The organism is Sulfuricurvum sp. (assembly GCF_028688295.1).
Lineage (GTDB): Bacteria > Campylobacterota > Campylobacteria > Campylobacterales > Sulfurimonadaceae > Sulfuricurvum.
Map to the genome: position 1 here is coordinate 17831 of NZ_JAQTYM010000022.1, position 16431 is coordinate 34261.

Annotated in this window: 9 protein-coding genes; 7 read left to right on the top strand and 2 right to left on the bottom strand. The window is 41.1% G+C overall.

Translation table 11 applies throughout. From position 1 onward, the window contains the following. The first annotated feature begins 33 nt into the window (after positions 1-33). From PHR02_RS06505 to PHR02_RS06520, 4 genes are all read left to right on the top strand, one after another. Complete coding sequence (locus PHR02_RS06505; RefSeq protein ID WP_299990383.1) at positions 34-1605, top strand: hypothetical protein; 1572 nt, start codon at positions 34-36, stop codon at positions 1603-1605. Between the two features lie 9 nt (positions 1606-1614). After that, on the top strand, positions 1615-2901 hold the full coding sequence (locus tag PHR02_RS06510; protein ID WP_299990385.1) for a hypothetical protein: 1287 nt from the start codon (positions 1615-1617) through the stop codon (positions 2899-2901). Positions 2902-3424: 523 nt separating this feature from the next. Then, a complete protein-coding gene (locus PHR02_RS06515; protein ID WP_299990388.1) occupies positions 3425-6634 on the top strand; it encodes a hypothetical protein in 3210 nt (1069 codons plus the stop codon). A gap of 116 nt (positions 6635-6750) precedes the next feature. Next, positions 6751-10308 carry a M10 family metallopeptidase C-terminal domain-containing protein gene (locus tag PHR02_RS06520; RefSeq protein ID WP_299990390.1) on the top strand — a complete coding sequence of 1186 codons (3558 nt, stop codon included), beginning with the start codon at positions 6751-6753 and terminating at the stop codon, positions 10306-10308. Positions 10309-10311: 3 nt separating this feature from the next. On the opposite strand, the gene hrpB is transcribed toward PHR02_RS06520, so the two are convergent. Together hrpB and PHR02_RS06530 are read right to left on the bottom strand one after the other, a co-directional pair. Continuing rightward, entirely contained in the window at positions 10312-12828 is a 2517-nt protein-coding gene (gene hrpB / locus PHR02_RS06525; protein WP_299990399.1) for an ATP-dependent helicase HrpB, read from the bottom strand. Positions 12829-12831: 3 nt separating this feature from the next. Continuing rightward, a complete protein-coding gene (locus tag PHR02_RS06530; protein WP_299990392.1) occupies positions 12832-14097 on the bottom strand; it encodes a putative glycoside hydrolase in 1266 nt (421 codons plus the stop codon). Positions 14098-14215: 118 nt separating this feature from the next. Here PHR02_RS06530 and PHR02_RS06535 point away from each other — a divergent pair, with 118 nt between their 5' ends. The 3 genes from PHR02_RS06535 to arfB are packed head-to-tail and all read left to right on the top strand — an operon-like array spanning position 14216 to position 16375. Then, entirely contained in the window at positions 14216-15595 is a 1380-nt protein-coding gene (locus tag PHR02_RS06535) for a DEAD/DEAH box helicase (RefSeq protein WP_299990394.1), read from the top strand. 52 nt (positions 15596-15647) lie between these two features. Then, complete coding sequence (locus PHR02_RS06540) at positions 15648-15938, top strand: nucleotidyltransferase domain-containing protein (RefSeq protein WP_299990395.1); 291 nt, start codon at positions 15648-15650, stop codon at positions 15936-15938. Between the two features lie 23 nt (positions 15939-15961). Further along, positions 15962-16375: an alternative ribosome rescue aminoacyl-tRNA hydrolase ArfB gene (gene arfB / locus PHR02_RS06545; RefSeq protein WP_366141173.1), complete on the top strand. Its 414-nt coding sequence runs from the start codon at positions 15962-15964 to the stop codon at positions 16373-16375. Positions 16376-16431: the final 56 nt, after the last annotated feature.

Here is a 16431-nt window from a genome sequence, read left to right on the forward strand (position 1 = left end):
TAAACTGTAGTATGAAACATTAAGGATTTTGTTATGAAACACGCAAAAATGGTAAGGTTTTTTCCTTATATCCTCAGTAGTCTTCTCTTGAATGTCGCTCATGCTGAAAACAGCATACGGATCGATAATGATTTTTACTTCCAGCATAATGACATTTCTGGCAACACTTCTAGCTCAACACTTACGAATGGTTTGACCTATTATGATGTTTTCTCACTATATATGAACGGTAATCTTGAAGATTATACTTATAGTCTGAACGTTGGGATTAGATTAACGGATGATGAGAGAAAAGATCCTAAAAATATTTCTTTGTATACGTTGTCTGGACAAATAAAAAATGATGAGCAAGTGTTAGACTTGGGTGATTATTTTAGATCGTACTCTAAATATTCTATGAATTCAGGCCTTAAAGGTGCAGCATATACATATAGCAGTGATACGGGTGACACAATAGATGTTTTGTATGGGATTGCTTATCCTAGGTGGGATAGTTTTTGGAGTAACGAAGCTGAATCAACAAAACGAAATGTTTACGGGGTACGTTACAGTAAAAAGATAAATGAGGAACTCACAGCCGGCATAGATATGGTTAAAACGGATGATAGTAATGGGGTGGTAGAGAATATTCCTCTCTATAATACAACACTCATGACGCTCAATTCTACCTATAGACCAATACCTGGGCTGAAGCTTTATGGAGAGTATTCATTTTCACAAAATGAAACCAGTGAAACCGGTACTGCAAAACAAAGTGGCGGAGCATTTTTTTTACAGGCAGTAGGGAATAAGAATCCAAGTCGTGTGCAATTAGAATATGAGAGAGTATCTCCTGAATTTAAAACTCTTACAGGCTCAGGAACCCCTGATAGAGAAAAAATCAAAGGAACATGGCGATATAAAATCACCGATAAAACAACGTTTAATACGGGAATGTTATGGTTCAGAGATAATTTAGATGGAGATAAAGAAAATACCACGAATACCTATAGACCTAATATAGGATTTACGTTTAAAGAAGTTTTTGAGAGACGTTATGCGGTTGTTGATCTAAATTACAAATTAAATAATATTAATGATGGAGTGACTAAAACTTCAGATGATATGTATGATATGAACTATCGAGATAGATTCGGTATCGTTTATTCGGATATTGGTCTTGGCTATAATGTTTACGATACTAGCAATAATGTGAGATCTCAGAACGAATTTCGCTTCAATACTGCATTTAATACACGTCACACCTATGAAAATTTCGTCTTGAAACCGTCATTAATCGTCGGTATATTAGACATGAATGATGAGCTTACCAACAATGGAAACAATCAGTATGAACAAGCTGCATTGGGATTAGGGTTAGATATCCCTAAACAAAATATTTCCTCCAATTTTAGAATCGGTAAAAACAGATCGACAAGAGATGTCGGTGATAATATGGATTATATGTTTAGTTCTTTAGATCTCTATTGGAATGTAGGTAAGGTAGATCAATTTAGTAATATAATGATCTATTTTAAAACATTTCTAAATGACTACCAATATACGACATTGGTCAACAACTATCGAGAAGAAAGTGTACTTCTCGGTGCAAAATTCTCGTTTTAAGGATCAAAAATGAAAACTAAAATAGTTTTGTTGGTTATCGGTTTTTTATTTATTTTAGCCCCTTCATTGGAAGCAAAATGGTGGATTTTTGGAGGTTCCGAAGAAGAAGTCGGTTTTGATTATCTTTATGTCAATAGTTTATCGTTTGATGATGTTGATAAAGAAGCTGTTTTACCAAAAGAGAGCCTTGATAAAGGATATTTACACATCAGAGGTAAAGCGAGAACGGGAAAAAATGGAGTCGGTGCTATTACTGTTTCATTAGATGGTGGCAAAACATGGGGAAAAGCTAAGTTCGAAAAAGATGGAGGATTTGATTTTTCTTTTGAACCGAATTTTACACAGTTTTATGATGTTTATGTAAAAGTGATTGATACGGCGGGTAAATCAAATGAAATTGATAATAGCCACATCAAGATCAGTTTTACTGATACGGATTATCGATCATTGATCGCTGAGACGCTTAATAAGCTTAAAGGCTATTATGAAAGAGAAGACGACTCTGGTTTCATGCAATATGTTGACCGAAATTTTGAAGGTGATGATATGACCTTGGAAAGAGCATTGCGTAAAGATTTCTCTGCATTAGAAACGATACGAATCGATTTCACTTTAAGCAGTGTAGCCTTTTCGAATAATCACTATTATGCTTCTGTATTATTTAACCGTACAGTGACCGCTTCGAGTACAGGCACTACTTACAGTGATAGAGGAATAACCGAGTTTACTTTTTCTGTCGGGGAAAAAGGTGCAATGCTCCTGTCGATGAAAAATCCATTAATTTTCGGATTAACGTATGCGGCTGATGTGGCTACAGGGACGGTGGCCAGTTCTCAGAACAACAGTCAGTTTCTGAGTATCAACGACAGTGGTACGGTGGGAGAAAGTAGTTTGTCTGATATCATGAACGATACAGCCAGTAATGATTATATGACTAGCGGAACCTTTTATCTTGAAAATAGCTGTACACCTCCTTGTAATAATGCAGATGGTTTTAATTTTACCAATGATGAAAAAACATTCCTCATAAGTGACAGCGAAATTTATAAAGAGATGAATTTACTCTGGGGGAATAACGGTGCTCAGGTACAAAATATGGGTGCGGTTGCTTTTAACGGGGTCACTGTTCCGGAGACAGGCTATAACAGTAATGTAAATATCTCGACGATTGGTGATGTGATAGCGGTTAAATTGCCAAACAATACCTATGGAGTTATAAAAATTACTAATATTGCCGGTGCAAGAGTTTATTTTGATTATAAATATAATCCTAACGGCTCACGCATATTTCCATAAATCAATTTTTAAATGTAAGCTTTGAAAAAAGCTTACATGTCAATGAGGTAATTCCTTGAAAATACACTCCTCTTTTCTTTTATCCCTTTTTGTTTTTGGGACACTTAGTCCATTAACTGCTGGGCCTCTTTTGACAAAATCTGAAGAATTTTCAAAAGTAGCAACGTACGGTATGAATATGGCAACCTACACTGCCGAAAAGAAAGATGGCAAAGAAGCCGCCGCTAAACTTCTTTCGTTTGATATTCTATGGGATATTATGGGCAAAGGAGAAGAATTTTTTCTTAATGGTGATCCGGATGCTTTCCCAAAATTTAAAGATGATGTCTTAAAAATCAAATTGGTTATCGACAAAATAGCTGAAGTCTCTACCAAATTAGGTGCTGGAGAGTACGATGAGGCTTTAATTTCTTCGGTGGATGGAACCGTTGGCATTGTTAACCATCCTGTAGTCAATACTTTATGGGAAGCCGTCAAGCTAAGCTACGAGTCTCACAAGCTCTTTAAAAGCACCAAAGCAGCATTGCAAATTGAAACACTGTATGGTGTTGTCAATCAAGACCGAAGAATCATAGGCTCAAGTTCCGGTGACGCTCCTGCGACGATTCCTGTAGATAGCGATACGGTTACTTATTTTTTTAACAAATATCTCATCACCGACCCTTCCACCAGAGAATTGGTCAAGGCGTATGTCAAAATAAAACTAGGAGAAGATTTTCCTGAAATATCTGTTTCTTTGTGGGACCGCATGAGTGGCTCAGCTCAAGCTATTCAAGAAGAGGGTGAGTTGGCTCAATTACAAGAATTTGAAAATGTTTCAAGAAGATGGATTAAAGAGTTGCTTCAAGATTTAAACAAACAAGTCCAAAAAGAGTGGACAGAAGCACGTTTAAGACAAGAGATTGAAAAGTTTAAAACATTCAGTGAACAATTTGGAAAAGCTTTCAATAATATAGATGAAGTTATCGCTTATTATACAAAACTCAAGACCCTTGAAAAACAAAAAGCACTTTTCCCTGCAAAATTAGCAGAGCTACAAAAAATCAAAACTGGGGCAGAAGCCAATGCTCAAAGTCCTGATTTTGCACTCAAGCAAAACGCAAGAGGGGTATTTTTTAAGCTTGCGGAAGAGAGCAATGTTTTTGCAGTCAATGCCATGGTTATCAGTGAATACGCTCTGGAAAAAGAGTTTGCCGCTCTTCAACTTCAAGCACTTGATTGGGTTAAAAAACTCGATAAAGAGATAGACTCCAACAAAGGAGAGATTGTCCAAAATCTTCATACACCAGATAAAAAAGCTTCTCCTACTATGCAAGAATTTGAAAAATCTCTTTTAGAGCCTTTTAAACCTCCCCTTGAGCTCGCCAATGAAAAAACACTTGAATACAAAGAACCCGCTTTTGATGAATTACAGAAAATACTCTCTAATAATGATTTGGAGGGAGCTCTACGCTTTGTGAGTGAATGGGTGACGTTACAAGATACTCTTTTTAAAGAACTAGGTCCTTTGTTTAACGACAAACTTAATGCGGTAGAGTCATCCAAGCCATCCGTCAATACAACACCTCATATTCAATGGCTTAAAAGCGAAAATAAAAAAATTCAAGAAGATGATATTCGCATGGCGCAAGAAAGTTTGGATTTGGGATGGAAGAATGCGAAAGAAAAAACCGTGAAGGCTTACGATGTACTTGAAGCTATTGCTATGTATCGCTATAGAAGTGATAAAGCGCGATTAAATGAGATGATCAATCACGTCATGACAGAGATGAAACGCGTAAGTAGCACTGTTTACCAACAAAGAAATGCACTAGGGACCTTTTTGCAAAAGCTCTCAGGAACATACGGCAAAGGCTATAGTACACTTCATGACTTTAATCCAGACAATGTCACAATGCATTGGAAGCCCGACATTGAGAATGCCTCAATAGGGGCAAATGCATACCTCAAAGAGCACGTATACACAGCTATTGGCAAGATTAATGATGAAGGTGTATCGCTTCATTCAGTTGAACATATCATTGCCTCACGTAAAGAGCTAATTATCGCTCCCTCATCAACACATGACGCTATCATTGCCTCTCTCTCCTCTCTTGAGAGCGCTCTTTATAGCCTTGAGGCAGTAAAATCTGAATGGAAAAATTTTCCTAAATTAGATGATCAAACCCTTGCCCTCTTTAATGATTTAGCCTCAAAGACAGAAACTGAGGCTGAACAAAAAGCCAAATTAGTGACTGCTTACACCATAGAAGAGAGCAATGGGATTAGACAATTGTATGGTAATGTCAATGGTTACAGAGAAACCATCCGCAAAGTAGATGAACGAATGTCAAACATCGATCTATCAAAAATTCGCTCTGAAGCAACCCAATATTTAACTGCTGTAGAAAGTGAGCTGAGCAACCGTCAAAGGGATTATGAATACTTAGACAAACTTCAAAAACAGTGGAGAGAATGGTACACTCAGTTGCTTTCTCAAGATATTCTTTCGATGGACGCAGAATCAGGAAAAATGGTTCTTACTGCAGGCATGAAGCGATCTAAAGAAGGAAATTATGCCATTATTTTTGAGCCTTATTCACATTATGCCCTAGAGAAAGAACTGGCAAAAAATGAAAAGCTTGAAAAAGTAAAAAAAGATCTCGTAAAATTAAACGTCTATCAATTTATCCAAGGCAATATGCCCAATACAAAAGCTTTACTGAATAATTTTTTTGAAGGCAAAGCATTTAAACCAGCTCCTGAGGATAATTTTCTTGTGAATGACACGGTTGTCTGGAAAAGCACTTTGGAAAAATGTGAGAAACTTATAGGAGAGATGGATATCAAAAAAGAGGATTCTTACCTAGTAAAACTGAAAGAAATTGCTCCATTGCTTCCCTTTACAGTAACATTCCCACCGCTTCTTGATGATATGAAAAATAGTCCTGAAACAGTATATTATGCAAAATATGGAAAATTTAATGATACCTTTACGACTTATTCTTTTGAGGATTTTCCTCTTGGAAAAAAATTTATAGAGCTTAGACTTCGCATTCAAGAGTTGATGGCGCTTAAAGGAAAACTCATTGAACAAAAACGCTTGGAAGAGTCTGTTGTAGAATCTGTGATGCTTCGTGAAGTAAAAACCCTTCACGCAAAAGTAGAAGTGCTTGCTATTAGTGAAACACAAGAATATATCGATACCTATAAAGCGCTCAATGCGGAGCATAAAATATATGCAGCAACACTTGAAGAGGCAAAAACAAAAGGTACACCTCTGCCAGACCAAATGCTAATAGCCAATCTATTGTATAAAATTCAAGAGCGTTTAGCATCTCATAGTGATGCCGTCCGATCGTTCTCAGCTATCAATCAACAATCACTCATCCAAGAACTTTACCAGCGTTTTGCACAAGAATATTCCAACAAAAATCTCTCATCCTTGATGAGCTTACTGTCTGATGAATGGATGAGTAGCAGTGATGGTACCACCCTTATGGATTTAGAAGAGACGTTGGGAAACAGCTTTTCTATTTTTAATGAAGTTAAATGCACCATAGACTCACTCTATATTTCTCCGGCAGGAGCTAATAAATATCGTGTCAATTATACAATCACGATAGAGGGATATAATTACGAAAATGATATTAAACACGTAGAAAAATCATCTGTTAGCGAAGAAGTAGAATTTATTGATGGAAAAGTAAAAATAGTCAAAACTCTCAATGGAAAGTATTGGACAACAAGATAGATAATAAAGAAGCTAAATATAATAGAAATTTTTTTACTCTATATTTTTAATATATCTCTTTTTTGAATATTCCTTGCTACAATATAATATTACAAGACTTCAGAGAGGTATGTTTAATGGCTACTTTAAGTAAATGGACTACTGCTCAAGTTCTGAATCAGCTCAATTCAGGCTATAAGTGGAGTGGTCCATCAATAACATATACTTTTCCGACATTGGCCAGTGCTATTTATGGAACTTCAGAACTCGCCGGTTTTTACGGCTTTAATACTGCACAACAATCGTTATCAACTTTAGCACTTCGTATCTGGGACGATATTATTGCTCCTTCAATCTCGTATACATCTGGCAGTGCTAACCTTGAGTTTGGTAATAGTACAACAGGGATTAGTTACGCTCATGCGTATTACCCATCGATCGGTTCTGTATGGATGTCTGCTAACTATGCCGATCTTCTTAGTCCGACAATAGGAAAGCATTCGTATGTTAGTTTAGCGCATGAAATCGGTCACGCACTTGGGTTAGATCATTCCGGCAATTATAATGGTTCTGGGACATGGAAGCCATCGAACTATTATGACAGTACTGTTTATACGATTATGTCCTATTTTGGTCCAAGCTGGGGAGTGGGATTACAAGCGGGTCTTGGATTAGTGGCCTGGGCAGATTGGATCGGAGCAGATGGACAAATGTATTCACCTCAAACTCCTATGCTGCACGATATTCTGACAATGCAAAGTATGTATGGAGCCGATACGCAAACGCGCTTAGGTAATACTATCTATGGCTTTAATTCAACGATTGTCGATGAATCAGCTGCTATTTACGATTTTTCATCCAATGCACATCCCATCTTAACTTTATATGATACTGGAGGGGAAGATACTCTCGATTTGAGTGGTTGGTTAGGTAACAGTACTGTTAATCTCAATCCGGGAAGCTTTTCATCCGGAAATTCAATGACAAATAATATTTCTATTGCTTATAACACAATTATTGAAAATGGTATTGGTGGAAGTGGAGACGATATCTTGATCGGTAATAGCATTGCTAATATCTTGGATGGAGGTATCGGTGCTGATAAAATGTCCGGAGGAAACGGTGATGATATCTATGTGGTGGATAATATCAGGGATATTGTTACTGAATCGAGTATGGGTGGCATCGATACCGTTAGAACATCTATAAACTACACTTTAAGTGGTTATGTTGAAAACTTGACCTTATTGGGTGCTACAGCGTTGAATGGAATCGGGAATACCCTCAATAATATTTTAATCGGAAACTCTGCCGCCAATGTTTTAACGGGCGGCTCAGGGAACGATCGTTTGGACGGTGGGAACGGTTTAGATACGATGCTTGGGGGAATTGGGAACGATACGTATGTAGTGGATAATGTAGGCGATATTGTGAGTGAAATGACAGTATTAAATGGAACTACGAATGCCGGTGGGGTTGATACGGTAGAAACTGTTTTGTCGAATTATACACTTGGGCTATATTTTGAGAATTTGACATTTTTGGGTCTCAATGGGGTAGTAGGAACGGGGAATACTGTAAATAATGTAATTGTTGGTGCAGATGCTACAGATAGATTATATGGATTATCGGGTAATGATACACTTCGAGGCGGACTAGGAGATGATACCCTTGATGGCGGTGTTGGGAATGATATTCTTGATGGTGGTATTGGAGCCGATACATTGATCGGAGGCAGTGGGAATGATATTTATGTAGTCGATAATCCAAGTGATATCATCAGTGAAACATCAACACTCGCTACAGAGATCGATACCGTACAAAGCTCAACCAGTTGGACACTGAGCACGAATTTAGAAAACTTAAAATTAATAGGAACAGCGAATATTAACGGTACAGGTAACAGCCTCAAAAACACCATGACTGGCAATGAAGGGAATAATATCATCAACGGAGGGGATGGTGTCGATATGATGATCGGCGGTGCGGGAGATGATACCTATATCGTTGATAATGTAGGGGATAGCATCAGTGAGACGAGCAGTATAGGAAATGACACTGTACAAAGCAGCGTTACGTATACTCTTAGTCCTTATATCGAAACGCTGATGCTAGTCGGTACTGGAAATATTAATGGAACCGGAAGTACTCAAAATAATACAATTATCGGTAATAGCGGTAATAATATTTTGAGTGGAGGATTAGGGATAGATACTCTTGTTGGTGGATTAGGTAATGACACTTATATTGTTGATAATATAGCCGATATCGTCGTAGAAACAAGCGTAGTAAGTTCTGAAATTGATTTAGTGAAAGCTTCTGTTACCTATACAGTGAGTGACAATGTCGAAGATTTACTTTTGATGGGTTCAGTTCATATTCATGGTACGGGCAATGGATTGAACAACAGAATAACGGGTAATAGCGGCAATAATATACTTTTAGGGCTAATCGGTGATGATATTCTTAGTGGAGGGATTGGCAACGATCGTTTAGACGGTGGTAGCGGATTGGATACGATGCTGGGTGGAGTGGGTAATGATACCTATGTAGTGGATAATTTAGGAGATATCGTTAGTGAAATGACGGTATTAAACGGAGTAACAAATGCAGGGGGAATCGATACAATCGAGACGATATTAAGCAGCTATACTCTAGGGGCTAATTTTGAAAACTTAAGCTTTATGGGTATGGATAGTGCGACAGGTATCGGTAATAATTTTAATAACCTCATAATTGGTTCGAGTAATTCAGATGCTTTGTATGGGTTAACAGGGAATGATATTCTAAGAGGAGGGATGGGATCCGATATTCTAGAGGGTGGGATTGGTAATGACACGCTTGATGGGGGAATTGGAGCCGATACGATGACTGGGGGAACGGGCAATGATATCTATGTCGTAGATGATCTGAACGACACCATTATCGAGACATCAGTGTTAAGTACTGAAATAGACACAGTACAAAGTTATATTAGCTATGTATTAGAGAATAACGTAGAAAATTTGACGTTATTAGGGAGTGGCAATTTAAGTGGGACTGGAAACACGTTAAAAAATACAATGATAGGAAATAGTGGAGACAACCTGCTTGATGGCGGGCTTAATGCCGATATTATGAGTGGCGGAGCAGGGAATGATACCTATGTGGTTGATAATATTGCAGATAAGATTACTGAGGCAGTGAGCAGTGGAAATGATAGTATTTATAGCAGTGTAAGCTATACATTGGGATCGCATATAGAAACACTAATTTTGAGCGGAACTGCAAATATTAACGCAACTGGCAGTACTCAGAGTAATACTTTGATCGGTAATAGCGGTAATAATATTCTTAATGGTGGTCTTGGGATTGATATATTGACTGGAAACGGTGGAACAGATAAATTTTATTTTACGAAAACATTGGGTGTCTCAAATATTGATAAAATTACAGATTTTACCCATTTGGAAGATTTAATATGTTTGGAGGATCTGATTTTTACAAAAATAGGAATTACCTTAGATGTTACCGAGTTTATCAGTGGAAATGGATACAGTAAGGGACTCGATACGAATGATCGAGTAATTTATAATACGTCCACAGGAGCTCTGCACTATGATGCAGATGGAAGTGGTGCTGCTATTTCTGTACAGTTCGCTACTCTATCGGGTATACCTACAAATCTCAGTTATACTGATTTCGTAATAGTCTAACCATTACATCTGTTTTTTCGTTCTGCTTGTCGCCTCGGCTGTGCGCGGATCATCGGGCCAGTAATGTTTTGGGTAACGCCCTTTTAGCTCTTTTTTGACATCACTGTAGGAACCCTCCCAGAATCCTATGAGATCGCGGGTTACCTGTATCGGACGGCGGGCAGGGGAGAGTAGATGTACCAGTAAAGGGAGTTTTCCCTCCATGACGCTCGGATGCTCACTTAGTCCGAAAACCTCCTGTATCCGCACCGCCAATATCACCGCTTCGGGATTGGAATAATCCAGTGCAATAGAACTTCCTGTCGGGGCGATGTAGTGTGTCGGCAATAGAGCATTGATCCGTTGAGTTTGTTCCCACGTTAGCTGCGCAGAGAGAATGCTATAGAGATCGAGATTCTCACATTCACGTAGAGAACTTTGGGTCGTGAGGTGGGGCAAGAGCCATGTTTCCAAAGAATCCAAGAGGGCTGCATCGCTAAAATCTCCATAGGCATTCACGGGATCATAATGATGCAGTGCCATGAGACGATGGCGCAGAGAGAGTGCTTGTGCTGAGAATGAGAGCGAGTTCAGCCCATGCAGACGAATCCCCTCTAAAAGAATCCGGCTAACCTCCGCAGGATCAGGGTTAAGGAGCGGATGTGAGTCGATGAGGATTGCTCCGATGCAGAGTTGCTCTCTGGCCTCGACACGTTTTGTATCACTATTCCACGTGATCTTTTTTTCACGCTCGAAGAGATCGGGGAGATAGTGCTTTAGTAAATCGATATCGAGAGGGGCACAGAGATAGATTCGTGCCATCGATGAGTTACCATCGTTTTGTGTGATGATGAGCCACTCTTCACCGACTAAATCATCCTCTGCGGATAACACGGATTCTTTGGCGTTGCTCATGAGATAGCGTCTCTCTTTTGGGTTGCGTTGACGGGCAATACGGTCGGGATAGGCCAATGTCAGTAAAATCGCTATCATCGAAGAGGGGAAATCCGAGGACAAACGAAGTGTTGTATGGAGCCGTCCTGAGAGTTCACGTGCTGATTTTACGATGATCGTTGCATTCTCAACGAGGGTAGGAGAGATACGGTTTTCACGGAGGTAATCTGAGAGTATCCAAAAACGCTCACTCATGTCCGAAGAGGAAAAAGGGGTTTTGGCGTATAGATCGCGTTCGTGTAGCATTGCGGCGAGAAGGATTGCCTCGGATTCATATCCCATATTGCGCCCGATGAGTATCATGTGGGCTAAACGGGGATGAATCCCTAAACCCATCATCTCTTTTCCATGTTCGCTAAGATGCCCTCGCTGATCAATCGCCCCTAATGCACGAAGGAGTGAACGCCCATGCTCTAGTGCTTTCATTGGTGGCGGATCGATCCAAGAGAGTTCCGAATCACCCCATGCGCTAAGCTCCAATGCCAATGGGGTAAGATCGCACAAACGAATTTCGGGGGATTTATGGGCTATGAGGGTGTGGTGCTGCATCTCACTCCAAAGGCGGTAACATTTTCCCGCTCCTAGCCGTCCGGCACGACCGGCGCGCTGCTCGGCTGACGCACGTGAAATCTTTTGGGTGACCAGTTGCTCCATCCCACTGTGAGGGTCAAATGTGAGGACTTTTTCTAAACCCGAATCGACAACGATTTTGATTCCTTCGATAGTGAGACTCGTTTCGGCGATGTTTGTGGCGAGGACGATTTTACGTTTAGGGCTAGGGGCGATGGCACGCTCTTGTGCTTCTTTGGAGAGTTCACCGTACAGTGGAGCGATATCGACATCCATCGAGCGGCAATGCTCTCTTAGAGAGGTTTCCAGCGCTTTAATCTCATAGGTTCCGGCTAAAAAGACGAGGATATCCCCCTCATCGTTTGAGAGGATGGTTGGGATTAGGCTCATCAGCGCAGAGAGTATTTTTTTAGGCTCGATGAGGGGAATGTTGGGCTCTCGATACTCAATAGCGACGGGAAAACTACGTCCCTCACTACTAATAAGAGGAGGGTGGTTTAAGAGTGTTTGGAGAGTTCGGGTATCGAGCGTTGCCGACATCACCATGATCTTTAAATCTTCGCGTAAAAATTCCTGAGACTGGAGGGAAAAAGCGAGGGAGAGATCACTGTGGAGATGGCGCTCATGAAACTCATCAAAGAGTATTAGAGCGATATTCTCCAAAGAGGGATCGTTTTGGAGCATACGGGTTAAAATCCCCTCGGTGACAACGAGGATTTTAGTCTCCTGAGAGAGTTTTTTCTCCGAACGGATTTGATAACCGACCCGCTTTCCTACACTCTCACCCAACAACTGTGCCATACGTGACGCGGCGCTGCGAGCAGCGATACGGCGGGGTTCTAAGATGATGATCTGTTTGCCTAGTAGCCATGGTTCATCGAGAAGAGCGAGGGGGACGGCGGTCGTTTTCCCCGCACCCGGAGGGGCTTGGAGGATGAGACGATTATGTGAAAGTAGGGTGGATCTGATTGTAGAGATTTGCTCCCAAATAGGGAGCGTTTGGAGTGTTTGAAACATCAATTAAGAAGCAGGTTTGGTCGGATTTGTTTTGTCGTTTTTAGTCATATTTTGGTTGAGGCGGATGAGCCCTGCCGCTGTATAGACGTTGCGCGGATTCCACAAAATCCATCCGCAGCTACCGAAGTCATCACTAGCGCGGATTTGATCTCGAATCTCTTTGTCACCGTAGATACGGCGATCAAACGCGTAGTCACGGAATGCTTGGAGCCACGGTCTATAAGCCAGAGGTGAGCCTCCCGATTTTTCGAGTGCTTTATCGAGGGAGTGTTTCACGATCTCATAGTTTGCCGCTACCGGATTGGTGTATCCCGGAATACCTGCATTAAATCCTGATGGGTAGAGCATTGGAGAGAGATAATCGACATACGGGGCGAGCGCATCGACACGCTGGCCGATTTCGATATCGGCGTTATGCCAGCTGACATAACCGAATATATCAGCAGAGATGAAAACGTTATACGGGATGAGACGTGTACGGGCACTCTCTAAAAAGCCGCTGATCGCTTGTACACGGTTAGCTTGGTTGTTTTCAACCGAAAATTTGATCCCTTTGCGATCCGGAAAACGGACATAATCGAATTGAATCTCATCAAAGCCCGCTTTAGCCGACTCTTCGGCAATATCGATAATGTATTTCCAAGAGTCTTTGCGGGATGCATCGACCCAGTAAAGTCCCTCTTTATCTTTAAAGAGTGTTCCGTCGGTTTTTTTGACGCCGTATTGTGGATGAGCCGTGACGTAGGGGGTATCTTTAAATGAGACGATACGGGCGATGGTATAGATCCCCTCCTTTTTCAAATCGGCCACGAATTTCGGTAAATCTTTAAAGAGGATAATCTCTTGTGCTCCGATTTTGTTAGCGATAGGATTGGCGGTTTTAAAAGCAATTTGCCCGCGATCCATTTTGATGTCGATGACGAGAGCATTAATTTCGGTCGTATTAATCAAATTTTTCGCATTTCCCATCAGCTTTGAACTGGTAGCACCGAAACTGGAGAGATAGAGTGCTTTGGGTATGACACGTTCGAGATACATTTTCCCGCCGCTTTTGTAAAATTTACGTTCATATCCGACTGCGCGTACTCCAATAAATTTGGTTTGCGGAATACGAAATGTACCGTTTTCATCGGTTCGGTACTCTTTATTGCCGGCGATAACGATGGCGGATGCAATTGGTTTTAAACTCTTTTTATCTAATACAATTCCGCTTGTCGAAGCTCCCCATACAAACGCTGTTAACGTCACTAAAAGCACGATTGCTTTCACTATTTTCTCCCTCTCAAATCAATTGCGCTATCGTAGCAAAAAAAACGGCATAATGGGGAGGTTTGAAGCGATAAAATGTTAACATTCGTGAACAAAATACCAAAAAGGTAATATTCATATGTCATTTACGACTTTAGGGCTTAGCCCGCAGCTTCTAGATACCCTTAGTGAAATTGGGTACAGTGAGCCAACACCAATCCAAACACAGGTGATTCCTCTCGTTTTACGGGGTCGTGATGTTCTTGGAGCGGCACAAACAGGGACGGGAAAAACAGCGGCATTCGCCCTTCCGATCCTCCATAAACTCATCAGTGCCGGAGGTGCTAAACAAAGCAGTGCCAGAGCGCTAGTGATCGTTCCGACACGCGAACTCGCCTCCCAAGTGGCTGAAGCGATTGAAACCTATGCACAGGGGCTTGAGATCACAACGCTTGCCCTCTATGGTGGAGCCAATATGGCACGTCAAGCCAAAGAGCTAGGGGAGGGGGTCGATATCATCGTTGCCACTCCCGGACGTCTTATCGAGCTGAATAAACAAGGGCATGTCCCCCTCTCACGAATCGAGTTTTTAGTCTTTGATGAAGCTGATACGATTTTTGACATGGGATTTATTCGCGAAGTAGGGCAGATTATCGATCTCCTCCCGATTAACCGTCAAAATATGCTCTTTTCGGCAACCATGACCCCTGCCGTGAAACAGTTGAGTGAAAAGATCCTCAAAAAACCCCTTTTGATCGAGATCGACAACCTCAAAGCCGCCGATATGACACTGCGTCAAGTGGTGCATCCGGTTGAAAAAGAGCGTAAAAAAGAGCTATTGTCCTTTTTGATCGGCTCTAACAACTATCCGCAAGTTCTCGTCTTTACCCGTACGAAAGTTGAAGCGGATGAGGTAAGTGCCGATCTAACAGCTAGTGGGCTTAAAAACGTTGTTATCCACGGCGATAAAAAACATGGTGCCAGAGATCGTGCCCTCAGTGAGTTTAGAGAGGGGAGTGCTCGTATCCTCGTTGCCACCGATATCGCCGCACGAGGACTAGATATCGATGGACTGGATGTTGTCATAAACTACGATATCCCCCACGTCAGCACCGACTACCTCCACCGTATCGGACGTACCGGACGCGCAGGGAATGATGGTTTGGCGATTACACTCCTCTCTTCGGGTGAGCATATCTCATGGTCAAAAATCATCACCATGCTCGGTAAAAACGTTGAGACGATTTTAGTTCCTGGATTTGAACCCCCAGCCGATAATGCACTGGTAAAAACACGCGGTAAAAGCCTCTCCAAAGCAGACGAGAAAAAAGAAAAAACAGCCGGAGCATTCGGTAATAAACGTAAAAAAGCTCCCGTTCAGCCGAAATTTGTCGGCAAGCGCGGACCGCGTTTAGCGCGCGAAGAGGTTGCCGATAAGGGAAATACCTCGACGAGAAACAGTGCCTTTGGAAACACGAAAAAACCTTCCCCTAAAAAATCGGGCGGACGGGGGAGATAATAGATAGAGTAGAATATGCTACAATCACTCTATTAAAATCAAAAGGACACGAATGCAAAAAGATCAAGCTCTTGATATTCTAAAGCAGTTCAAGAATGATTTCGCCGATCATTTCGGTATCGTTCGTATAGGTCTTTTTGGCTCAACTGTCCGTAATGAAGCCACACCAAATAGCGATATCGATGTAGTGGTGGAAACTAAAACTCCTGATATGTTCGCTATCGTTCATGCTAAAAACACACTTCAAGAACTTTTTCATCTCAATGTTGATGTCATCCGCTATCGTGAAAAAATGAATCCCTATCTCAAACAGAATATTGAGAAAGAGGCTATTTTTGTCTGACAACAAACAAGTTAATGCTGCAAATCTCCCACACCGTTAGTATCCCAGACTCTGAAATCGAAATAAACGCGATCCGTTCTCAGGGAGCTGGCGGGCAAAATGTCAACAAAGTCTCCACCGCGATCCATCTTCGCTTCGACATAAACGCCTCAACACTCCCTGATTTTTACAAAGAACGCCTCCTTGAGATCACCGATCACCGTATTACCAAAGACGGGATCATCAACATCAAATCCCAAGAATCGAGAAGTCAGGAAGAGAACAAAGAAGCGGCATTGGAACGTCTCAAAGAGCTTATCAAAAGTGTTACTATCGTTCAAAAAAAGCGTAAACCGACCAAACCGACGAAGAACTCACAAAAACGACGGATGGACAGCAAAACGAAGCATGGGAATACTAAGAAAATGCGGGGGAAAGTGGATAAAGGGGAAGGGTAAGTTAACCATTTTCTATGGGCAAAATCTCAGAAACAGTAGGAAAAAGCTATACTTAT